A 21,788-nucleotide genomic window follows, 5' to 3' on the forward strand; every position below is an offset into this window, starting at 1 on the left:
ATGTTTCAGAATGGAAGCGAATTATAGCCTAAAAGCACCTAACCATCAATGTTATTTAGCTTATTTAAGAGGCCTGTTTGCTGGCTCAGCAATTTCTATCCGGACATTATTCCATCGTTATTTGTTTTGTCGTTATAGTATGAATCATATCGTCATCTAAAGATATTGCAATGGTTTCACCTTCATGTTTTTGTTTTTGCAGGGAACTTTGTAATTCAGCTTCAGGAATGTCACCTTGCATACCCCAAATGGACAGCATTTTGTCGTTTAGGCACAGCACAGGCCAATAAGGTCTAATCCAAGGTGGAATCGCATGGGTCTGAAACCATTTTTTCAAGGTGTTTCGGTTGATGCCGTCCGATTTTCGGATATTGCGAACGATTAAGTCTTTCCGGTGTTGTTGATACCAAGTTTTAGATAATCTTAATGTGTAATTTGGTTCATTGCATGACTCATGATTGAAGTGTGTCATTAAGTCAGAAAGGCTAATGGAATAATCCGCATAAGAATCAATATGATAATAGAGATTTTTTCGGTAAATCCTTAGCTCGCCAACTGGTAATTTTAAGGTCGCTTTTGTACTAGGTTGTTCAAAACCGTGTTTATGAATCCACTGAAGTTGACTAAAACCTAGGTTGAATCCGCACACGGATTCACTCCAGTGCCGCAATAGGTTCTTCAATGCCACCCAATCAAGATCGTCGTATCGGTTTAAGTCGATTTGGTAACGGCCATAACCGCGAGCCTGAAGTTGTTGTTCGGCAAGCCCCTGTAGCAAACTATGAGCTTCTTGCATGTGTTGTGCAGATCGTTCGATCTGAGCATCGATATTTGACCAGGCCTGTCGGAATTCTGGAAGAATCTTGTGGCGGATAAGATTTCTTCTTAAATCGGTGTCATTATTACTTGGGTCTTCTACCCATTGTAGTCTGTGTGTTTCCGCGTAGGATCTCAATTCGTCGTATGGCACTTTGATGAGAGGTCGAATTAGACAGGCCTGCCCACCCTTGGAAAGCGACAAGGTTTTCTTATAAGGCATGGAGGCAAGGCCGTTCACACCTGCGCCTCGAGCAAGATTCAGCAAAAAGGTTTCGGCTTGATCTCGCTGGTGGTGAGCTGTCAAAAGAAAGTCACCCGGTTGTAGCACTGAAGTTAGTGCTTCGTAGCGGCGTTTACGAGCAACGGACTCAAGCCCTTGTCGTTGAGTTTGTCCGATGTCCACTTTGGTTTCTGTGAATTCGATACCGTTAAGTAGGCAGAACTCCCTGCAATGCTCACCCCATTCATCGGCGTGGGATTGGAGTTGGTGATTGATATGGATAGCATGTAGGCGGGCATGAAGGGACGGAGTTTGTGAAAGGATGTGGAGTAGAACCATTGAGTCAAGCCCACCACTGAAAGCAACAACAAGAGTGTGTTCACCTGCCATCTCTGAGGTAAAGCATTCAATCTCGGATGTCAAAATCGAAAATGAATCGGTCACAAAACACGCCTTTACTAATTAGAATCTAGCCTTAAAAACAAAAAATCACCGGATACATCGGTGATTTATTCGTTTCAACAGTATTTAGTTTGTTGCGATCAGGAATCAGGCATTTAAGCCACTTCAAAGTTTCCATAATCCATATAGCGTTGATAGCGTTTGGCCAGCAACTCTTCCGTAGCAATGCCCGAAAGTTTGTTTAACTGTTGATTCAGAGCTTGCTTAAGGTTTGCTGCAGCAAGTTTAGGGTCACGATGCGCGCCACCTAGTGGTTCTGGAATAATTTCGTCGATTAAACCGAGAGACTTTAAGCGCGGTGCAGTGATGCCAAGGGCTTCCGCAGCATCTTTTGCATTCGCCGCGTTTTTCCATAGGATGGAAGCACAGCCTTCCGGCGAAATAACCGAATAGGTGCTGTACTGCATCATCATGCTGACATCACCGACGCCAATCGCCAGAGCCCCACCGGAACCACCTTCACCGATAACGGTACAGATGATTGGTACACTCAGTTCAGCCATTTCAATCAAGTTACGGGCAATAGCTTCACTCTGCCCACGTTCTTCAGCATCAATTCCTGGATAGGCACCTGGAGTGTCGATGAACGTGATGATCGGTAGGTTAAATCTTTCTGCCATTTTCATTAGGCGCAAAGCTTTGCGATACCCTTCCGGACGAGGCATGCCGAAGTTACGTCTGATTTTCTCTTTGGTGTCGCGCCCTTTTTCTTGGCCAATGACCATGACAGGTTGACCATCAATACGTGCAAGACCTGCGACGATCGCCAAGTCGTCGGCGAACGCACGGTCACCATGCAGCTCTTTGAAATCAGTAAAAATTTCTTTGATGTAATCAAGCGTATAAGGTCTTTGAGAATGTCTGGCGAGCTGAGCGATCTGAACGTCGTTCAAGTTTTTGAAAATGGACTCGGTTAGATTTTTACTTTTGGTTTCCAGTGCTGCGATCTCTTGAAGGAGATTCATATCGGCGCCATCCAAGTGGCGAAGCTCGTCTATCTTCGCTTCCAATTCAGCAATAGGCTGCTCAAAATCTAAAAAATCTAATTTCATTCTCAATTTCCATAATATAGTTATATGAATAAGCTCGCTATTTTAACAAACTTCATTTTCATGTGCTGTATATGACTGATTTTTTTTAATTGGCTTTATCATAAGACTGTTTTTCCGTAGACTGCTAAGTAAAACATGTTAGAAAACTCTGATATACTGTTCGGTCTTTAATTTCTTCATTTTGGTTATCGCTTCCGTAGATTGCTTTGCATCTTGGTCGATAACGAGAAACAAAACCACGATATTTGGAAATAGCGATTATGAAACACATTCCTTTAATGATGAGCGGCGCCATTTTGTCAGGCGTATTGAGTGCAAATGCCTTTGCGGGTGATAAATTGGGTCTACAGGGGGCCGGAGAGCTCGGTTATACCAATACAACCGGTAATACTGAAAGTTCCGCGATTTATGGTGCACTTAAAATCGACTATATCCAGAACGTTTATGAATTCAAATCTGCATTTGAAATCAACAATAAGTCGGAAGACGGTAAGCAGACTCAGGAACGTTACGTGGCCGATTTGCAATACAATCGTTTTTACGCCAAGAACAAGGATTATTACAGCTTCATCCAGGCACGTTTTGAAGAAGATAAGTTCGCGGATTTAGATTTAGATTCCATGTTAACTGTCGGTATGGGTAAAACGTTCATCAAGGATGAAAAAACATTATTGCGAGCGGAGGCCGGTATCGGTTACCAATCTACCAACTATGTCGTAGCGGACGACATTGACCAGGTGATCGGACGCTTGAAAGGCGACTACTCTTACGCATTTAATCCTCATGTAAAATTTACTCAGGATGCGATTATTTATACGGGTGGTGAGCAAACAAAGCTTGAAACCAATACGGGGATCAAGGTCAAAATGATGGAAAGTCTGAGTTTAAAAGCGACTTACCAATACCGTAGCAACAGTGACCCTGCCCCTGGCGTTAAGAAGGTCGACACCCAGACTATTGTCACTTTGATGTATGACTTCTGATTTTTACCAGAACAGACGTTGAATCAATAAAAAAGCCACAACAATGAGCTTGTGGCTTTTTTGTTTTCAGTCTACCAGACCGGGACTCTTAATCTTAAACGAATCGTTCCTGTTTGACCTGACGTACACGATTATAGATAGACAGCATCGATTGATGACGGTTTGACTGGCGGTAGATATTCAAGCCGAGGGGTTCGTCATAGAAATACTCTTTACCATCGATATTCTTTAAAACCTTATCGGTCAAAGCTTGTCCGAAAAGACAAACTGCCGAATCTGTGTCGAGCTGATCAGCAACAATCATTTCCAGACAGAATTCAAAGGCTTTGTAGCGTACACCCCATTCGCTTAGAGGTTCGATAAAATAGAGCGATTCCTGAACGGATTCCAGAGCGGCTTCATGATTTCCGGCGGCTAATGCCAGCCAGAAACGTAAATCACTGACTTTCAACTGAGCCCAGAAACTACCTGGATCCGGCATCAACCCGATCAGAGAAGCGATCCCCTGGTGTTCACTTAAGCCCAAAGAATCCAGTTCGTCGACCAAGGATTCGAAGTCGGAACCTTCGTCAATAGACAACAGTAGTTCACGCAAAGTCAGGCCCACATTCTGGTTGCTTTCAACCAATTCGGTACAAGGGTAGATTTCGGACATTCCCGGTACAATAATTCTGCAGGATGGGAAATCATAATGTTCGTATTGTGCAACGTAAACATCGGAACCTTGTTGATGGACCATTTCCACCAATTGTTGCCACTGTTGTTCAGTCGAACCGGAAAAATCCCAAGCGTGGAACTCATAATCTGCATCATTAGTGATAAAACGGGCATGAATCAGACCGCTTGAGTCTATGAAATGGTTTTCGATATTCTCGTCTTCGGCAACGGCTTCTTCATCAAACACCGGGACTTGGAAACCATCCAAGTTCCCAAGCTGCCTGCCCTGCAGGGATTCAGTTAAAGTTCTTTCTAGGGCAACCTCGAAGATTGGGTGTGCACCAAATGAAGCAAAGCAGCGACCGGTTTTTTGTTCGAACAAAGTGACATTGATTACAGGAAAGTGTCCACCCAATGATGCGTCACGCATGGATACCTCGATCCCCTCTTTTTGCAGTGCCTCACGTGCTTGAACGACAGTATGGAACTGCTGGACGATGGTTTCGGGAATTTCAGGTAAACACAGGTTTTCCCGCATGATCTTATTTTTTACCCAGCGCTCAAATACCTCGGATAGGCCTTGTACCTGTGCTTCTAAATGTGTGTTACCTGCAGACAGCCCATTACTTGCATAAATATTACTCAAAATATTCATAGGAAAATAAACATCATTGCCGGTGCTGACTTGCTTTAGTGGTATGGCTCTAATTGTGTCACCGCTGTCATTGAAGCTCAGCAGATCCTCGGCTTGGTATTCTTGGGTTGCGTCGTAAAAGTTCCATAGTTCAGGGGTCAAGCATTTTTTGTGGTCAACGAGGTCGAAGCTTTTCTCGTCAGGATAATAAAGCCAGTTTGCAGCGTGTTCGGATGGCACCTTCTCAAGCCAATAATCTGAAAAGAAATAGTTAGTGGATAGGCGTTCAATGAATTCACCCAACGCACTAGCCAATGTTGCTTTCCGACTGGTCCCCTTACCATTAGTGAACAAGCCTGGACAGTTCTGGTCATAAATATGGACCGAATAGACGTTGGAAACCGGATTAAGCCAGGAGGCCTCTACAATTTCAAAGCCAGCTTGCTTAAGGATGTTTTGCATCTTTTCGATCGAGGTTTCCAAACAGGCGTCTTTGCCTTTGATAAACGTTAATTCACTCATTGAACCGGATTCCTTGGTTGTTTTGTATAGGCAAGTGCCAATCGTTTTTTTATTATGCTTTTATAAAATAATTTTAGTAAGTAGTTTTGGTTAATATTAAGTAGAATAAAACTTGTGTTTGATTTCATTAAGGGGGCTAAAATGAAAAATCAAAGTACACCAATCGCTATCACTCTCAGTAGCAGTCTAATGTTTTTTTCAAGCGGGCTGTTGGCAGAGCCACATCCCGGTAAGGTATTGTTGGATAAAGGACAATGCATGAAATGTCATGAGGCTAAACCATTCGATCCGCAAAAAACCAAAGATTATCCTCAACTTGTTAAAGCGGTAAATTTCTGTAACGTTAACTTAAATACCGGTTTTTGGGATGAAGAAGTTGAAGAACTCGCAGATTACTTGAACCAGAAATATTATCACTACGAAAAATAATGCATTCTTATTGAGAACAAGGGGGAGTCAAATCAAAATTTGACTCCCTGTTCTTTTTTCTTATTCATCCCGTTTTAATTTATCCAATTTGGCTTTCAAAGAGTTTAAATCTTTAGGGTCGGCTTCTTCAACGCCATCCTCGTATAATTGATCTTTGGCATCATTAATGACTTTATCAATGGCTTCGATTAAGAAGTAGTCGCGGGTAGATTGTTCAATTTTCTTCCAGTCCCTTTGCTTGGCGCGCCACATTGCTTCAAGTGTTTTGTCTTCATTAAACTGTTTTAGAATCCAATTGAGTGCTTTGTTGAGCGGTGCAATGGTTTCAAACGCCATCAGGGGTCTGCCATATTCACCGTAAAAGCTCTGTCTATGCAATTTACTTAGCTCGAAAGCAGGAATCATATCAGATAGGCCGGCACTTTTCGCTTCACGTTGGGCATTATTTAGTCTCTCTAAAGTTAACATCGGAGCGTCGGAGCGCCAGCGTCCGAAAACGATGTAGAGGTTATTACGTTCTACAAAATAAAGTTTTCCACTGTCCAGCTTCATGATGTTTTTTTTGGGTACGACATATTCAAGTTGCTTTGTGTCCAACTTGGTTGTGTCCTGCCAGATCTCCCAGCCTTGACCTAAGCCTTGGTCTTCTGTTTTGCTGATGGGCACACATGAAGAGCCGTAATCATGTCCCTCCACATAATCCAGTACCGAAATCTGGTAGTCACCGCTTTTAAGTTGTTTTGTCACCTTTCCTATGATGAAAGCGTCATCTTTGATATTTGCTTGTGGGAACGCTACAAAAACAGTTTCTCCGATGGCGTACTGTCCGGCATAGGCGATGCCGGCCGACAGCATGAATAACATAACTGCCACTGCCCTACTTAAACCCCATATTTTTTTATTGAACTGACCTAACATTCTTTCTCCTTATCGTTCTTATGCCGGGCACTTATTCATCAATCTTAACGGCGAGAACATCGCATGGCGATCTATGCATGACACTATCCGTTGTTGAACCGAGAAGTCTTTTCCAGCCGGATAAGCCGTATTTGCCCATGACAATAATATCGGCATCGATTTCTTCCGCTGTTGAGACGATCGTATCGCTGGCAATACCGTTGATGACCGAAGCGTGATTCTGTGAAAGGCCGCACAACTCCATTAAAGCGCTCATTTTTTTATTGGCGTTTTCCATCAGAGTTTGTGTAAGCTCAACATCCCATACACCTGGCAAGCCTGTTACTGCGACATCTTCAAGTACCGGATAGGTCGGAATTTCCACTACGTGGATCACGCGAATAGAAGCATTATAGAGTTGAGACAGCTGAATTGCCCTAGAAAGAGCAACATCGCTATGTTTAGAGAAATCAACCGCCACTAGAATGGTTTGATAGTTATGCATTTGTTGCTCCTATTCACTATTTGGACAGAGGTTTTATACACAATTACTGTGGATAAATTTGTGCGTAAGCAATGGTCAAATCAAAAAAAACCAATAATCTCTTAAACTTCTCTTAACCTGCTTATTTAGTAAGCAGTGCTAAGTTTTTTACCCTTTTCAGTTAGCCTTTGCTCGACGCTGCTCTATGGTCTCGGCGACATTGTTCCTCAGATACACCGGTAAAGGAACCTCTTCCGAGATCAGTTTGGCCGTATCCGGTTTCAAGTCTGCTAATCGAGCTACTGAAGAGGCTGTAGGTAGCGTTTCGTTCCACGTATCGAATAAGGCTGTTATATCCGGATAGCTATCTAGTATATCGCCATAAGCTGCCGAGTTCTTAAAATCGGGAATCCTCTTTAGCTGTTCAACGATACCTGATTCATTAAGCATAACCGGAGACTGTGATTGCCAAATACCATTATTCGGGTCATATTCACCTCTTTGTAAATAGATTTCCTGCATTCTGGCATCCATGAGCGCGATCCACTGAATCGATTCTTCTGGCATGCCTGAAGTTTGTTTAGCAATACCCGAATGAGCCATTGCTTCTAGTGAGGAGACGCCTATTACCGGTTTGTCCCATCCTAACGCCAATCCTTGAACCACACCAGCTGCAATACGGATACCTGTGAATGCGCCCGGCCCTTCTCCAAAGGCCAGATAATCGATTTGGGCAGGCGTTACTTTGGTTTGGGATAATATTTCATCTACCATTTCAAGCACTCTTTGAGCGTGCTTTTGAGGTAGCATCTCAAAAATTTCGGTGATTTCGCCTTGATGCAATAGGGCAACCGAGCATGCAGCCGTTGAAGTTTCTATCGATAAAATGGTATTCATAAGGTTTGAAGGTTCCTGTTTGCACATCCAATAACGGTGAACGTTTTATATGCCTTTTTCACTCAAATTTCAAATTCTTAAGAGCGTCTCTATCGCTCTTTATCACTCAGACAGTTTCTCTATTGCCGTTTGCGGTTCATATACCCATGGGAAGTTTGGAAGGCTTTCACGAATAACCGTTCCATAGCTTTTGCTACTCAATCGTGGATCGCATAGCATTAATACTCCGGTGTCTTCAATATCCCGGATCAGCCTGCCTGCTCCTTGCTTCATTGCAATAACCGCTTCCGGCAGTTGGAAATGCACGAAACCGTTAAGCCCTTTCTCTTTTAAATAAGCTTCCCGAGCCTGTACGATTGGATCATCAGGCGGTGCGAACGGAATACGGTCGATCATGACCAGTTTCAACGCCTCACCTTTTACGTCCACCCCTTCCCAAAAACTGCTTGTGCCTAATAGTATGACACTATCAAGGGTTTTGAACTGGTTCAGAAGAGTCAATTTGGGTAATTCTCCCTGCACCAGTAGCTTCCCATCCCAGTGTTGCTTGAGGATGGCATGTGCTTCCTGCATGGCACGGTGGCTTGTAAAAAGCATGAAAGCCCGTCCTTTACTCGCTTTCAGTAGAGGCCAGGCTGCCCTAAGGCATATTTTTATATAGTTCTGGTCTTTAGGTTCCGGTAAACCGATGGGATGATAAATAACGCCCTGTTTGACATAGTCGAAGGGACTCGGCCACTGAACGGTTTTTGCATCGGACAATCCTAGGCGGTTGGCAAAATAGTCGAATTGGTTGCGAACACTTAGTGTGGCGGAAGTGAACAGCCAAGCACCGCCGATCTGTTCCCTTTGACGACTGAAAGCGGCAGCAACGCTTAATGGTGTTAAGTTCAATTTGAAACGCGCTTGAGATGATTCGATCCAGCGTATTTTGTTTTCCGCTTGAGGGTTCGTCCACTCGCCAAGCTGGATTTCGAAGTCTTTAGAGCGCTTGTAGACAGCGGTTAATTGTTTGCCTCGCTCGGAAACGGCTTTAAGGCTATCTGAAAGGAAACCCAGTTGATTTTTAAGCGCCTTGATTGTCGTCTGAAAGATGTTTTCCTGTTCAAGCTGTTTCCAAGTCCAGCGCTTCTCCCATTTACCGAGTGAATCATTGACTTGTTTGACCTGTTCTTCCAGTTTAATCGCCAGGTCAGAAATTTCCTTACTGTCAGGCGACTCCATTTTTTGCGCATGTCGTACATCCCTTGCTAATTCTTCAAGCTGCCCTCGGCTGATGGAAAAACCCAAGAATTGCGCTGCGATATCTGGGAGTTGGTGGGCTTCATCAAAAACATAGACATCCGCGTCCGGTAACAATTCTCCAAATCCCTGTTCACGCAAGGAAAGATCCGCGCAGAATAAATGGTGATTGACGACAAGAATTTGAGCTTCGGTCGCCAACTCCTTGACTTTAGGATAAAAACAGCCGGATTCGGATAGACACTCGGCCGCTTGGCAGAATTCAAGCCTTGCTGTAACTTTACGCCAGATAGGATCATTTTCTGAAACGCTGGCTAATTCAGCGCGATCGCCAAGTTTGGTTTTTTCAGACCAATCCCTTATCAACGAGAGTTTTTTCCAGTCTTCCTTTGAATGATGTTCCGTTGTTTCGGTGATTTCAAGACGCTGAGGGCACAAATAGTTGTCGCGCCCTTTTAGGAGCCTCGCCTTACCTTTGGATTGACATGCTTTTAAAAGGATCGGTAAGTCTTTTTGAATTAGCTGTTCCTGCAGAGTTTTGGTGGCCGTTGAAATTATGACTTTCTTTCCGGATAACAACGCTGGTACCAGGTAGGCAAATGTCTTACCTGTCCCTGTTCCTGCCTCCGCCAATAAAGTAGATTGATCCTCGATCAAATCCGCTACTTCATGTGCCATGTCTAGCTGGGATTGCCTTGGTGTATAACCGTCAACAAGTTCCGAAAGCGTGCCCTCTTCTCCCATGACTTGTTCTATAGTCAATACCTGTTTTGATTTTGCTTTTTCACCCATTACGACGATGCGGCTCAAACTTATAGTAATAAAGGGAGATTATTATACTGAAACAATCCGTTGAAATTGGATTTCTCTACCAAGGCTACGTTCCCAGTTTTATCGTAAAGCCTGATGACCAGCCTTTGTGACGGGATAAAATGATGTAAAATTCACCCTATAAAGTGGGTGCTACCATTAATTTGTTTCGAATTGCCGTTTTTTTGGTTGTTTTGAATGGATGGTACTAGACAAAATGTCTATAAGGCGTTAAAATCCGCAGCTTCAAATTTGAGCTAAAACCGAAATCGGTTTTGAATATTCGACCATAATTATGGAACTACAAAAATGAAAATTTTATCATCATTGAAATCAGCAAAAACGCGTCATAAAGACTGCCAGGTTGTTAAGCGTCGCGGTAAAGTGTACGTAATCAATAAGACTAACCCTAAGTTCAAAGCTCGTCAGCGTTAAGCACGACTTTAACAGGGTATGAAAAAAGGCGCACTGATCATGCGCCTTTTTTATTGTCTGAAATTTATCGGTAATGATCGCAATTAATATCAGTACCGGAAAACAACCTATCAGTTCTTGAAATACTTCTCGTCTACTTTAGAAATGGTTTCGAGAATCAAATCGGTATCCACTTTTCCTATAAAATAATCAGCCCCCATTTCCAACACTTCTCTCTGGTTGTTATCGCTTGTCATTGATGTATGGACGATAATCGGTAATTGGCGAGTTTTAGGATTTAATTTTAGTTCCTTGATAACGGTGTGTCCCGAAGCGACCGGCATTTCCAAGTCTGTAAAAACCATCGCAATCTCATCCAAAGAGTGAAGGCTTTGGATGTAATCAAGCAATAACCTGCCATTATCAAAACTTTTATATTTCAATTTGAGGTTGTCAAAGACCATGCCCATATATTTTTGAATCGCCTGGCTGTCTTCAGCAAAAAGAATTGTTTTTTCGACAAGTTGAGAGCTAAAGTTGAATTCATTATTGTTGTTTTTAACGTCTTCAGCGGATGCGAAAATTTTCTCGGCCATGGAAGGCATTGCTTCAATAAGAAGTTTTTCAATATCTAAAATAAAGCAAAGGGTTTCACTGTTTTCTAGATAGGTATGGTTAACAACCTGGTTGGTGTTTACATCAACTTTATAGTTACCTGCCGGCTTAATGTCGGTCCATTCCTTTTCTTCGACTCCATGAATGTGGGAGACACGCAGACCAACAAAGTTATGACTGAAATCTGCAACTATAATAATAGACTTATCCCGGTCTTCTTCTGTCATGTCGAATCCCATCCATTTAGGAAGGTCGATGACCGGCAGGTAAACACCACGTAATTCGATCATCCCTTCTACCAGAGGATTGGCATCCGGGATGGGGGAAATTTCATAAGCACGCGCTTCCAAGACCTCACGAACTTTGAAAACATTCAAGCCGTAATACGGTGGTTGAACTCCATCACGTGGAAATTGAACTTGAAAAATCATCAGGCTCAATTGATTGTTCTTGCTTAGTTGGGCTGTCTTTTCAACTTGTTCTAATGTCGTGCTCATCGTCTGACCTTGGTAATAAATTCGTTAGGCTTATAATGCAATGGTGGTAATTATACCTATAAAAATAAGGTTTAAATAAAATATTAACCCGATTTATACGGAATCGCAGAGTGAATAAGTCCAGTGCTGGCCCCGCGCTTTAATGAACAGGCCTGTTCAGTCTTATAAAAGGTCTAATATTCTTTTAATCGGTTTAAAAGACTTTCTGTAACCGGGGATGATGCCTAAACGTTCAATGGCGGCAAGGTGGCTGGATGTCGGATAGCCCTTATGTTGAGCAAAGCCGTATTCCGGATAGAGCTTGTCCAACTCAAGCATCTGTTCGTCACGATGTACCTTGGCGAGGATAGAGGCGGCACTGATTTCGGCGACTTTGTCGTCCCCTTTTACAATTGCTTCACATGGATATGGAATGTGAGGGCAACGGTTGCCGTCGACTAGAACAAGGCTGACGTCTCCGGCTTGTTTTACAACCTCTTCAACGGCTCTTCGCATTGCCAGCATTGTGGCATGAAGGATATTCAGCTCGTCGATTTCATCGGGAGAAGCGCTGCAGATGGCATAGGCTATTGCCTGCTCTTTGATTTCAACGGCTAATAGATCCCTCTTTGATTCGGATAGTTTTTTTGAATCCATTAAGCCGAGTTCGCAACCGTCGGGTAGAATCACTGCCGCAGCTACAACATCCCCAATCAGCGGTCCCCTGCCAACTTCGTCAACACCAACCTTATAGCCACTAGAAAACTCATCCTCAAGACCTAAGCCTGCGAATAGATTGGTTTGCTCCATATTCAAGGTAGGTCGGCCCATTTTTTGATCGCATCAACCGCAATTTCAGATGCATTCTGTTTAAGCTGGAGATGCTGTTTTTCGAAAGCCCTGATCTGCTTTTCTCGTAATGATTCGTCCATAACCAAACGTCCAAGATGCAGCGCTAATTTTTCAGGCGTTGCATCATCTTGTATCAGTTCTGTAACGATCGACTCGCCAGCCAGAACGTTTGGCAGGCCGACCCATTTTGTTGTAGCAAGGCGCCTCATAATCCAATGAGTAATCGGGTGTAACTTAATGGCTAATACCATTGGGCGCTTCATAAGCGCACTTTCCAGTGTGGCTGTACCAGAAGTGACAATAACTTGATCACATGCAGCTAAAACAAGATTGGCACTTTGGTCAAATAAGTGGATATTCAAATTCGCGCCATAGGTATCTACTGACTGCTGAATTCTTTCCTTTGCCTTTTCATGAACACAAGGGACGATGAACAGCATGTGAGGATAGATCTCAGAAATTTTTCTGGCGGCTTGAATGTATACATCTGCCATGCGATCGATTTCAGACATTCTGGAACCAGGAAGTAATGCTGTCACTTGAGAGTCGACTGGTAGGTTCAGGGCTTTTCTAGCCGCATACTTATCCGGCTTTAACGGGTAACGGTGTGCTAATGGATGGCCAACAAATTGAACAGGGATTTGATAACGGTCGTAATAATCGGGTTCGAACGGAAACAGAACAAGTACACCATCAACACTGCGTTTTATTTTTTCTAAGCGTTTTTCTCGCCATGCCCAGACGGACGGACCGACATAATGTACGGCCGTCACATCTTGTTGCTTAAGAGAGGCTTCAATTTTGAAGTTGAAATCCGGAGCGTCAATCCCAATAAAGACGTCTGGTTTAAGCTCGGATAATCTTTTAATCAATTCTTTACGAATCTTCAGAAGTTCAAATAGATGTTTTAAGACTTCGAAAAAACCCATTACAGAGAGCTTTTCCATCGGATACCAACTCTCAAAGCCCTGTGCTATCATTTTGGGCCCGCCGATACCTACAAAACGGGCATTGGGATAACGGTGTTTGAAACTAGCAATCAAGTCCGCTCCTAGCGTATCACCAGAAGCTTCACCTGCCACCATTGCAATGACAGGTGCATGCTCCAAAGAAACTTGTTCCAAATTCGGTTGAATGTTATCTGACAATGCCACGGTTGGATGATTTCAAGAAGTTAATCAGAGAGTCCAATGTACCTGCCGAATCATTGATTGATTCAAGCTCCTCTATCGCGAACGAAAGTTTATTCCCTGTGCGGTACAATGAGCGATAAGCTTTTTTAATCAGGTTGATCTGGTCCGAACTAAAATTTCGTCTTTTTAGCCCTTCTATGTTGATGCCGCGTGGTTTGGCAAGGTTACCCGAAACAATAACAAAATTGGGAATGTCTTGGTTAATCACACTTCCCATTCCACAAAAACTGTGTTCGCCGATTTGGCAGAATTGATGTACTAAAGTGTAACCACCCAAAATAGACCAGTCATTAACAGTGACGTGCCCAGCCAGCGCGGTTGCATTGGCGAAGATACAGTGACTTCCAATCACACAGTCGTGAGCGATGTGTACACCTGCCATAATCCAGTTGTCATTGCCAATGGTTGTTTCGCCACGATCTTGGGTCGTGCCACGATTCACTGTGACGTTTTCACGGAAGGTATTGTCGTCACCGATCTTTAGTGTGGTTGCTTCACCAGCATATTTTTTGTCTTGCGGAGCCGCTCCGATATTTCCGAAAGGGTAAAAATGATTATTTTTACCGATTACCGTCGGGCCTTCGATTACGACATGGGATTCTAAGATGCAGCCGGAACCAATCGTAACGTCTCCCTTTATTACGCAATAAGGTCCTATCTGAACGTCATCGGCAATGTTAGCCAATGGGTCAATAATCGCAGTTGTATGAATCAAAGCTTAAACCTTTCTTTCAGCACACAATAAATCCGCTGAAGCAATGACCTTGCCCTCAACTTTTGTAACACATTCGAATTTCCAAATACCGCGTTTATTTCCAAGTGTTTTTACTTCGAAATCCAGACGGTCACCTGGTACGGCAGGCTGCCTGAAACGGCAATTATCAACGGCAGCGAGATAATACATAGAGGTCCCATCCGGTTTTACCCCTTGGCTTCTGAAAGCCAGAATGCCGGTACACTGGGCCATTGCTTCGATGATCATAACGCCTGGCATGATAGGGTTGTTAGGAAAGTGACCAGTAAACTGTGGCTCATTGAAAGTAACGTTTTTATAGGCCTTCAACGATTCACCCGGTACAAAATCAGTGACCCTGTCGACCAATAGGAACGGGTAACGATGCGGTAAATATTCAAAAATCTCTTTAACTTCCATCATGTTCTATTATTTCCAAAGTTATCAATACAAAATTATCAAACGTTAATTCTTCTGCTCATCTTTAAGCAATTGTAATTCTTTTTCAAGCGATTTAATTTTTTGAGCCATTTTATCCAGCTGGCGTGAACGCACACTGTTTTTTTGCCAATCAGCTGCCGGGACGGCTGGAAATCCAGCATAAGCGCCCGGTTCGTTAAGACTGTGTGTCACACCTGCTTTTGCCATAATATGTGTGCCATCAGTAATGGAGATATGACCCGCAAAACCGGCTTGACCTGCAATGGTACAGTATTGTCCGATGATAGTACTGCCCGCTAATCCAGCCTGTCCTGCAATAGCACTGCCTTTTCCGATCTGTACATTATGTCCGATCTGTACAAGGTTATCGATGATGCAGTTATCACCGATGACAGTGTCCTCGATTGCGCCACGGTCAATCGTAGTATTGTTACCGATTGATACACGATCGCCAATAATTACGCGGCCTATTTGAGGGATCTTTATCCATTCTCCATTGTGATTCGCCCAACCGAATCCGTCACCGCCAATGATGGCTCCTGCTTCAATGGTCGTATCACACCCGATTTGGCATTCATCCATGATGACGACATTAGGTGCAATCCTACAGCCTTTGCCAATACGTACACCTTTACCTATGTACGCGCCAGCCATAATAACTGTGGAATCACCAATTATTACTTCCCCTTCTATAACCACATTAGCCTGAATACTGACGTCATCACCTATGGTTGCAGTTGAATCAACGGATGCAGAGGCATGGATGTTTGGTGCATATTGAGGTTGAGGATTTAATAATTGCGCGACTTTTGCATAAACATAGTATGGATTGTCGACAATCAAACAAGTATGTTTACACTTCTCAGCATAAGTTCGTTGAACGATTACGACAGAAGCACGAGTTGTTTCAAGTTCGTTTATACGTTTTTTGTCTGATAGAAAGCTAATATTACCTTCACATGCATTTGCAAGACTTGAGACTTGACAAATTTCAATCTCAGAATCACCTTGAACTTCAACTGCAATATCAGCGTCATTCAAGTAACGAATAATTGCCTGTAGTTGCATCTCCCACCTACTTATAGCGTTTACTTATTAAAATCAGCTCGTTGTTTCTTGCTGACATCTTGCAAATGTTTCAATACATCCTGTGTTACATCTAAACGGTTATTGGTGTATGCGATTCCTTCATAAAGAATCAAATCAAACCCCTGCTGTTTGCCAATTGTTTTAATCGCATCGTTTACAAGCGTTTGCAGTTTAGCAAGCTCTTCATTACGTCTTAGATTGAGCAATTCCTGTATGTCGTTTCGGCGACGCTGAATTTCACGTGTCATCATTCCAATTTCACGCTCTTTCGTCACCTTCTGACTTTCACTCATAACAGATTTGTTTTTCTGATATTCACTCTGCTTTTTTTCCAATTTACTTGCGAGCGTTTTTAATTCAGTCTGTTGGGGAGAAAACTCTTTTTCAAGATTAGCACTGGCCTCCTTAGCCTGAGGTGCTTGTTCAAGCAATAGTGCGACATTTACCACGCCGAGCTTAACCGAGTTTTCGGCGTGTGCAAGCAAAGATGCCGTCATCAAAAAGGTTGCTAGAAAGAGTTTTGAAATTTTTAACATGTATCCCATCCTGGTTATTATCTGTTCCTTTTTAGCGTAGTTTTAAGCTTATTTATAAAGGAATACCTAAATTAAACTGGAAAGCTTGTAGTTTATCGTCCTTGGTGTAGCTAATTGGGTTCGCGATGCTAAACGATAAAGGTCCAACTGGCGTGATCCAAGATAATCCGACGCCAGCTGAGGAACGTAATTCAGCAACCTCAATGGCGTTAATATCAGTGAACACATTACCTGCATCATAGAATAGGCTTAGACGCATATTGCTTGAGTCGTCGATAAATGGCATAGGCATAACCAATGCCACAGTAGAAACAACTTTTGCTGCACCACCTATAGGACGATCACTACCGTCTGCAGCAAGATCGTAATGCGCACCTAACGAGTTCGATTCATACCCTCTTACTGAGCTTATTCCACCAGCATAAAAGTTTTCATAAAACGGCAAACTTGTATAGTTCCCTAAACCATTTCCGTACGCAAGACCTAATTTTAGCTTCATTGTTAGGTTTTCTGATAAAGGATAATACCATTTTTCATCCATGAATAATTTGTAAAACGAAACATCAGACGAAATTGGTGCGGTCACTTCTCCCGAGAGGCTAAAGCGCTGTCCTTTACTTGGGAAGTAATATGAGTTTTTAGTGTCGTAACTCCAGCTCAAACTTAAAACAGCTGAAGTACTATTATCCCCCTTCTCGGCCACATAGTCTTTACATACGATGAAATTGTCCGAACAGACCAAAGTCTGATCATCAAATTTCAACCCATAGTTTATTCGACTGTATTCGCTTAGCGGATAACCGACTGTAAAGCGTATACCGTAATTATTGGTCGTGTAATCGGACACACCCAGCTGTTCAGCATCAATTTCACTGAGATAGAACCCGCCACCGAAGCTGACACCATCCGGGGTGAAATAGGGATTAGTCATACCAATATCAGCCGATTTACGTGCGGCCGAAGTACTGACTTTGAAGTCAAGTTGGTTACCGCTACCGATGAAGTTTCGTTCTGAAACCCCGACATTAAAACTAACACCATCAATCTGAGAATAACCAACACCGGCGGTAAAAGAGCCAGTAGACTGTTCTTCTACTTTTACAACCAAATCCACCTGATCAGCAGAGACACGTTTGGTATCGATATCAACTTTAGTGAAGTACCCAAGACGATTGAGGCGTGTAGTCGACCTTCTGACTTGTGCAAGCGAGTATGGAGCACTCTCAAGTTGGCGCATTTCTCGACGAATAACATAATCACGAGTACGGGTGTTCCCTTCGACTTCGATTCGACGGACATATACACGATCTTTAGGGGTAATATCGAACTTAAGTGAAACGGTTTTGGCTTCTTTATTAAGTTCTGTATCCGGTTTTACTTCAGCATAGGCATAGCCTTCTTCACTCAAGCGATCTCGAATGGCGTTCATCGTGCTAATAACATCACTTCGTGAGAAAAGGTCTCCTACCTTTGTTTTTTGTAATTTCCCTAACTCTTCCTGTGAAATTCTGGTGTCACCGGTGTAACTGATGTCGTCGACGGTATATTGAACGCCTTCCGTCATGTTGATGGTGATAAAGACCTTGGTTTTGTCCGTAGACAGACTGACCTGTGAAGATCGTATATTAAATTCGGCAAACCCTCTATCCATATAATAGGATTTCAACGTCTCAATATCTGCTTGCAACTTTGGTTTCGAGTATTTGTCCGCGCTTCCAAATACGGGACTTTCCGACAAAAGCAGCAATGATTTAAGACGGTCGTCACTATAGGTTTCATTTCCGACTAGGTTGATTGCACCAATTGTAGCCGGCTCTCCCTCTTCCACTTCGATTTTTAAGCTTACGCGGTTACGCGGCAACTGCTCAGTAATGAACTTGACCTCGGCAGCATAATAACCCTGGTTTTGATAACGGCGTTTTAAGTCAACAACGACACGGTCTAGTTCAACTTGGTTGTAAATACGCCCTTTTTTTATGCCTAATGAGTTCAGAGCTTCCATGAAATCATCGGTTTCGATTAAGGAGTTTCCATCAATCTTAATTTCTGCAACAGAAGGTCTTTCAATGACTTTGACGACCAATATGCCAGGTTCGCGCTGGTATAAAGAGACGTCTTTGAAAAAGCCGGTTTTATAAAGTTGCTGAATACTTTGCTGAACTAGTTTTTCATCGATGTCCTGGCCGATAGTAATAGGAAGGTAACTGTTGATTGTCTCAAAACCAATTCTCTGAGAACCTTCCACTTCGATCTTGTCGACAGTGAATGCGTAACTTGCACTTGCATTCAACATCAATCCAAGAACAAGACCACTCATCACACCATATTTAGAACGCATATTTTTCATATTAACCATCTGTAATTCTTAAAATGTCGTTTGTTAACGCAAGTATTGTTAAACCAATAATCAAAAGCAAGCCTATTTTTTGACCTATTATCATGGTTGATTCTTTTACGGGAGAGCCTTTAACCATTTCGATCATATAATAAAGCAAATGGCCGCCATCAAGCACTGGAATCGGCAATAAATTCAAGATTCCCAAGCTTAAGCTCAAAAGACCAAGCAAACCTAAAAATGAGATCAGGCCTGTTTGCAATGCCTGGCCGGAAAATTGGGCTATACTCACCGGCCCAGAAAGGTTTTCCACTCCAACTTCACCAAAAAGCATCTTCTTGAGCATGACGAGACTCATATCAAACAGATCCAGACTTTTCTCGTACCCAAGAATTAAGGAATCGATAATGCCGTATTGCGATGTGGACAGATAGGGTTTCATATCCTCGGGTGACTGCTTCAACCCTACTCCAAGCTGACCGACGGTTTCACCCATAGAATTCTTACGTTGCGATAAGCCAACGGTTTTAATTAGTTCAACACCATTTCGCTTCAATACGAATGAAACTTGTTGATTGGGTTTAGCCGCCACCGTCTTGACAAGATCCCTCCAATCATCGATTTGAATGCCATCAATTGAAAGAATAATGTCGCCTTCCTGAAGGCCAGCTAATTCGGCAGGACTTCCCTCAGAGATGCTGCCCACGACAGCGGGGACGGAAATGGCAACGGGGTTGAATCCCAATGCCTTAAGCCAATTCTGCTTCTGATTATTCAAATCCAAGTCTTTAAGTGAAACATTCTTAAGTAATAGCGTTTCGTGACTTTGGTTGAGCCCTTCCACTTTGAGTGAAATGGTTTGTTGACTATCGACCAGTGCCTTCAAAAGTGATTCATGTACAGAGCGCCAAGTAGTAACAGGCTTTTCATCAATTTCCAAAACCAACCAGGCCTGTTCGGTTTTAGGCATCGCTTCATAAAGCGCGGTGGATTCGGTCGGATGTTCAAAAATTGGCTTCAAACCGGTAATTCCAATCATGTAGATGACTGAAAACACCAACCATGCAAAGATAAGATTGACTAAAGGACCGGCTGCGACAACTGCGAAACGTTTATAGACACTCTGTCGATTGAATGCCCTGTCTAAGTCCTGCGGAGCTACTGGACCCTCTGCTTCATCAACGAATTTGACGTAGCCGCCTAACGGGATTGCAGCAATCTGGAATTCGGTTTCTCCGTTTTGCTTACTCCAGATAGTTTTGCCGAAACCGATGGAGAATTTCAATACCTTGATATTGAACCAGCGAGCGACCTGGTAGTGCCCCCATTCGTGGATCGTGACCAAAATACCGATTACGAGGATAAAACCCAAAACCGACCACAGAAACGTCACGCAGAAACACTCCCTAAAAACCAAAGTAGGTAAAACAGAGGTAAAGCAATCAGAAGACTGTCAATCCTATCCAAAATCCCACCGTGACCGGGAAGGATTGAGCCACTGTCCTTTACACCCATCTGTCTTTTTAGCACGCTTTCGAATAAATCTCCCATTACCGAAATCAAGGCGATAACTGCAGTGATTGCAGCAAATAGCGACACAGGCAATGAGAGCGTCGGTTGAATCCAATAAAGGCCAATCAAGCTAATGATAAAAGCCAGCACAACTCCACCCCATACACCTTCCCAGGTTTTGCCGGGACTGACATACTGTGCCAATTTAGTCTTACCAAAGCGGCGGCCTGTGAAATAGGCGCCCGTATCCATGGACCATACTATAAACATGCTCATCAATAGGATTTCGGCCGAAAATTGTTCGCGAAAACGAATCGTAACAATCGTAAATAGGACAATACAAAGCCAACCCAGGGCCAAAATCAATAGGCTCGAATTGACGCCATCTTTTCCTTTTGTACGTTGATAGCGTCCAACCACCAAAAATAGGATCAGAGTCTCAATAACAGCCAGTCCTGCAATCGACGATGAAGGAAGAAAAATTAATCCTAAGTAGGCCAATGCAGTCGTGGATAACGAAAATAAGACTTTATGAAGAACAGAAGCAATACGTCCAAGCCCTGCCCACTCCCAGGCAGCAATGAATGAGATTGAAAGAATCAAAACTTGCCAAACGGTGTCTGAAGATTTGAATAAAGCCGTGATGGCCAAGACAGTAAGTATGAGAGCAGTAATGACGCGTTGCTTTAACATTATTTCACCTGGTCGCCGGTTTTTCCGAAACGACGTTCACGATTATTAAAAGACTCGATTGCTTCGTCTATGGAAGACTCTTTGAAATCGGGCCAGAGTGTGTTGGTGAAAAAGAATTCTGTATAGGCCATCTGCCAAATAAGGAAGTTACTTATGCGCTGTTCGCCACCTGTACGAATCAATAGATCGGGTTCAGGCAGACCTGCCAAGCAAACATATTGAGCTACGTCGTCCTCAGTCAGAGTCTCGATTGGTGAATCCGGGTTGGCTGCATGCCATTTTTTAACCGCTTCGACCATATCCCAGCGTCCGCCGTAATTGGCAGCGATATTCAATATCAGTCCCGTGTTGTTTTCGGTCTGCTTTTCAGCCATTTCGATGTTTGTCTGAATATCCTGATTGAAAGCAGATCGTTCGCCAATGATTTGTAACCGGACGTTGTTTTCATCAAGTTTACGGACTTCTTTTTGCAAGGCTTTGAGGAAAAGCCCCATTAGCTTGTTCACCTCTTCTTCCGGTCTGCGCCAATTTTCAGTACTAAACGCAAACAGGGTAAGTGCTTCCACGCCGAGTTCGGAGCAGTGCGAAACCACACGTTTAACAGCATTCAACCCTTTCTGGTGGCCAACAAAGCGTGGCAATAAGCGTTTTTTTGCCCAACGCCCGTTACCATCCATGATGATGGCAATGTGTTTCGGAACATTAACATGTTGATTTTGTTCTTTAAGCAAAACAAACCCCAGGAAAAGAGATATAAAAAACGGCCAACAATAATAGAGACACTCTATTAT

At 43.1% G+C, this 21,788-nt stretch carries 21 protein-coding genes; 3 read left to right on the plus strand and 18 right to left on the minus strand.

Going from position 1 to position 21,788, the window contains the following annotated elements:
* Positions 1 to 106: 106 nt before the first annotated feature.
* Positions 107 to 1,483: a tRNA lysidine(34) synthetase TilS gene (gene tilS / locus QCB45_RS01450; protein WP_279418759.1), complete on the minus strand. Its 1,377-nt coding sequence runs from the start codon at positions 1,481 to 1,483 to the stop codon at positions 107 to 109.
* A gap of 113 nt (positions 1,484 to 1,596) precedes the next feature.
* A complete protein-coding gene (gene accA / locus QCB45_RS01455) occupies positions 1,597 to 2,553 on the minus strand; it encodes an acetyl-CoA carboxylase carboxyl transferase subunit alpha (protein WP_279418760.1) in 957 nt (318 codons plus the stop codon).
* Positions 2,554 to 2,813: 260 nt separating this feature from the next.
* Here accA and QCB45_RS01460 point away from each other — a divergent pair, with 260 nt between their 5' ends.
* Complete coding sequence (locus tag QCB45_RS01460; RefSeq protein ID WP_279418761.1) at positions 2,814 to 3,536, plus strand: DUF481 domain-containing protein; 723 nt, start codon at positions 2,814 to 2,816, stop codon at positions 3,534 to 3,536.
* 94 nt (positions 3,537 to 3,630) lie between these two features.
* On the opposite strand, the gene ycaO is transcribed toward QCB45_RS01460, so the two are convergent.
* The gene (ycaO, locus tag QCB45_RS01465) at positions 3,631 to 5,349 is read right to left on the minus strand and encodes a 30S ribosomal protein S12 methylthiotransferase accessory factor YcaO (RefSeq protein ID WP_279418762.1); all 1,719 of its coding nucleotides are present in this window, start codon (positions 5,347 to 5,349) and stop codon (positions 3,631 to 3,633) included.
* 141 nt (positions 5,350 to 5,490) lie between these two features.
* Between ycaO and QCB45_RS01470 the strand changes: the two genes are divergently transcribed.
* A complete protein-coding gene (locus QCB45_RS01470) occupies positions 5,491 to 5,778 on the plus strand; it encodes a hypothetical protein (protein ID WP_279418763.1) in 288 nt (95 codons plus the stop codon).
* Positions 5,779 to 5,838: 60 nt separating this feature from the next.
* Here QCB45_RS01470 and QCB45_RS01475 read toward each other — a convergent pair whose 3' ends face one another.
* The 4 genes from QCB45_RS01475 to QCB45_RS01490 form a co-directional block, all read right to left on the minus strand.
* Positions 5,839 to 6,696 carry a hypothetical protein gene (locus tag QCB45_RS01475; protein WP_279418764.1) on the minus strand — a complete coding sequence of 286 codons (858 nt, stop codon included), beginning with the start codon at positions 6,694 to 6,696 and terminating at the stop codon, positions 5,839 to 5,841.
* A gap of 31 nt (positions 6,697 to 6,727) precedes the next feature.
* Positions 6,728 to 7,180 carry a universal stress protein gene (locus QCB45_RS01480; RefSeq protein ID WP_279418765.1) on the minus strand — a complete coding sequence of 151 codons (453 nt, stop codon included), beginning with the start codon at positions 7,178 to 7,180 and terminating at the stop codon, positions 6,728 to 6,730.
* A gap of 156 nt (positions 7,181 to 7,336) precedes the next feature.
* Positions 7,337 to 8,056 carry a tRNA (adenosine(37)-N6)-threonylcarbamoyltransferase complex dimerization subunit type 1 TsaB gene (gene tsaB, locus QCB45_RS01485; protein ID WP_279418766.1) on the minus strand — a complete coding sequence of 240 codons (720 nt, stop codon included), beginning with the start codon at positions 8,054 to 8,056 and terminating at the stop codon, positions 7,337 to 7,339.
* Positions 8,057 to 8,158: 102 nt separating this feature from the next.
* The gene (locus QCB45_RS01490) at positions 8,159 to 10,090 is read right to left on the minus strand and encodes an ATP-dependent DNA helicase (RefSeq protein ID WP_279418767.1); all 1,932 of its coding nucleotides are present in this window, start codon (positions 10,088 to 10,090) and stop codon (positions 8,159 to 8,161) included.
* Positions 10,091 to 10,417: 327 nt separating this feature from the next.
* On the opposite strand from QCB45_RS01490, the gene ykgO reads away from it, so the two are divergent.
* Entirely contained in the window at positions 10,418 to 10,543 is a 126-nt protein-coding gene (gene ykgO / locus QCB45_RS01495) for a type B 50S ribosomal protein L36 (protein WP_084205718.1), read from the plus strand.
* Between the two features lie 110 nt (positions 10,544 to 10,653).
* Here the strand turns inward: ykgO and QCB45_RS01500 are convergent, their stop codons facing one another.
* The 11 genes from QCB45_RS01500 to QCB45_RS01550 form a co-directional block, all read right to left on the minus strand.
* Positions 10,654 to 11,634 carry a chemotaxis protein gene (locus QCB45_RS01500; RefSeq protein WP_279418768.1) on the minus strand — a complete coding sequence of 327 codons (981 nt, stop codon included), beginning with the start codon at positions 11,632 to 11,634 and terminating at the stop codon, positions 10,654 to 10,656.
* Positions 11,635 to 11,796: 162 nt separating this feature from the next.
* A complete protein-coding gene (rnhB, locus tag QCB45_RS01505; RefSeq protein WP_279418769.1) occupies positions 11,797 to 12,444 on the minus strand; it encodes a ribonuclease HII in 648 nt (215 codons plus the stop codon).
* Positions 12,426 to 13,619: a lipid-A-disaccharide synthase gene (gene lpxB / locus QCB45_RS01510; RefSeq protein WP_279418770.1), complete on the minus strand. Its 1,194-nt coding sequence runs from the start codon at positions 13,617 to 13,619 to the stop codon at positions 12,426 to 12,428. Before lpxB ends, rnhB begins: the two co-directional genes overlap by 19 nt.
* A complete protein-coding gene (gene lpxA, locus QCB45_RS01515) occupies positions 13,603 to 14,373 on the minus strand; it encodes an acyl-ACP--UDP-N-acetylglucosamine O-acyltransferase (protein WP_279418771.1) in 771 nt (256 codons plus the stop codon). Before lpxA ends, lpxB begins: the two co-directional genes overlap by 17 nt.
* A gap of 3 nt (positions 14,374 to 14,376) precedes the next feature.
* A complete protein-coding gene (gene fabZ, locus QCB45_RS01520; RefSeq protein ID WP_279418772.1) occupies positions 14,377 to 14,814 on the minus strand; it encodes a 3-hydroxyacyl-ACP dehydratase FabZ in 438 nt (145 codons plus the stop codon).
* A 42-nt stretch (positions 14,815 to 14,856) separates the two neighbouring features.
* Positions 14,857 to 15,900: a UDP-3-O-(3-hydroxymyristoyl)glucosamine N-acyltransferase gene (gene lpxD / locus QCB45_RS01525; protein WP_279418773.1), complete on the minus strand. Its 1,044-nt coding sequence runs from the start codon at positions 15,898 to 15,900 to the stop codon at positions 14,857 to 14,859.
* A 20-nt stretch (positions 15,901 to 15,920) separates the two neighbouring features.
* A complete protein-coding gene (locus QCB45_RS01530; RefSeq protein ID WP_279418774.1) occupies positions 15,921 to 16,457 on the minus strand; it encodes an OmpH family outer membrane protein in 537 nt (178 codons plus the stop codon).
* Between the two features lie 52 nt (positions 16,458 to 16,509).
* A complete protein-coding gene (gene bamA / locus QCB45_RS01535; protein ID WP_279418775.1) occupies positions 16,510 to 18,813 on the minus strand; it encodes an outer membrane protein assembly factor BamA in 2,304 nt (767 codons plus the stop codon).
* Positions 18,806 to 20,185, minus strand: coding sequence for an RIP metalloprotease RseP (gene rseP / locus QCB45_RS01540; RefSeq protein ID WP_279418776.1), 1,380 nt, complete (start codon positions 20,183 to 20,185; stop codon positions 18,806 to 18,808). The genes bamA and rseP overlap by 8 nt, the downstream gene beginning before the upstream one ends.
* Entirely contained in the window at positions 20,182 to 20,997 is an 816-nt protein-coding gene (locus tag QCB45_RS01545) for a phosphatidate cytidylyltransferase (RefSeq protein WP_279418777.1), read from the minus strand. Before QCB45_RS01545 ends, rseP begins: the two co-directional genes overlap by 4 nt.
* Positions 20,997 to 21,728 (minus strand): isoprenyl transferase, encoded by a 732-nt coding sequence (locus QCB45_RS01550; RefSeq protein ID WP_279418778.1) that lies wholly within the window; start codon positions 21,726 to 21,728, stop codon positions 20,997 to 20,999. The genes QCB45_RS01545 and QCB45_RS01550 overlap by 1 nt, the downstream gene beginning before the upstream one ends.
* Positions 21,729 to 21,788 lie beyond the last annotated feature (60 nt).

It is taken from the genome of Thiomicrorhabdus sp. ZW0627 (assembly GCF_029767005.1).
Classification (GTDB): Bacteria; Pseudomonadota; Gammaproteobacteria; order Thiomicrospirales; family Thiomicrospiraceae; genus Thiomicrorhabdus.

Bases quoted from the DNA above. Each gene is read 5' to 3' on its own strand.
- accA (WP_279418760.1), bottom strand. From the start codon at position 2,553: ATGAAATTAGATTTTTTAGATTTTGAGCAGCCTATTGCTGAATTGGAA.
- QCB45_RS01460 (WP_279418761.1), top strand. From the start codon at position 2,814: ATGAAACACATTCCTTTAATGATGAGCGGCGCCATTTTGTCAGGCGTA.
- ycaO (WP_279418762.1), bottom strand. From the start codon at position 5,349: ATGAGTGAATTAACGTTTATCAAAGGCAAAGACGCCTGTTTGGAAACC.
- QCB45_RS01470 (WP_279418763.1), top strand. From the start codon at position 5,491: ATGAAAAATCAAAGTACACCAATCGCTATCACTCTCAGTAGCAGTCTA.
- QCB45_RS01475 (WP_279418764.1), bottom strand. From the start codon at position 6,696: ATGTTAGGTCAGTTCAATAAAAAAATATGGGGTTTAAGTAGGGCAGTG.
- QCB45_RS01480 (WP_279418765.1), bottom strand. From the start codon at position 7,180: ATGCATAACTATCAAACCATTCTAGTGGCGGTTGATTTCTCTAAACAT.
- tsaB (WP_279418766.1), bottom strand. From the start codon at position 8,056: ATGAATACCATTTTATCGATAGAAACTTCAACGGCTGCATGCTCGGTT.
- QCB45_RS01490 (WP_279418767.1), bottom strand. From the start codon at position 10,090: ATGGGTGAAAAAGCAAAATCAAAACAGGTATTGACTATAGAACAAGTC.
- ykgO (WP_084205718.1), top strand. From the start codon at position 10,418: ATGAAAATTTTATCATCATTGAAATCAGCAAAAACGCGTCATAAAGAC.
- QCB45_RS01500 (WP_279418768.1), bottom strand. From the start codon at position 11,634: ATGAGCACGACATTAGAACAAGTTGAAAAGACAGCCCAACTAAGCAAG.
- rnhB (WP_279418769.1), bottom strand. From the start codon at position 12,444: ATGGGCCGACCTACCTTGAATATGGAGCAAACCAATCTATTCGCAGGC.
- fabZ (WP_279418772.1), bottom strand. From the start codon at position 14,814: ATGATGGAAGTTAAAGAGATTTTTGAATATTTACCGCATCGTTACCCG.
- lpxD (WP_279418773.1), bottom strand. From the start codon at position 15,900: ATGCAACTACAGGCAATTATTCGTTACTTGAATGACGCTGATATTGCA.
- QCB45_RS01530 (WP_279418774.1), bottom strand. From the start codon at position 16,457: ATGTTAAAAATTTCAAAACTCTTTCTAGCAACCTTTTTGATGACGGCA.
- bamA (WP_279418775.1), bottom strand. From the start codon at position 18,813: ATGGTTAATATGAAAAATATGCGTTCTAAATATGGTGTGATGAGTGGT.
- QCB45_RS01545 (WP_279418777.1), bottom strand. From the start codon at position 20,997: ATGTTAAAGCAACGCGTCATTACTGCTCTCATACTTACTGTCTTGGCC.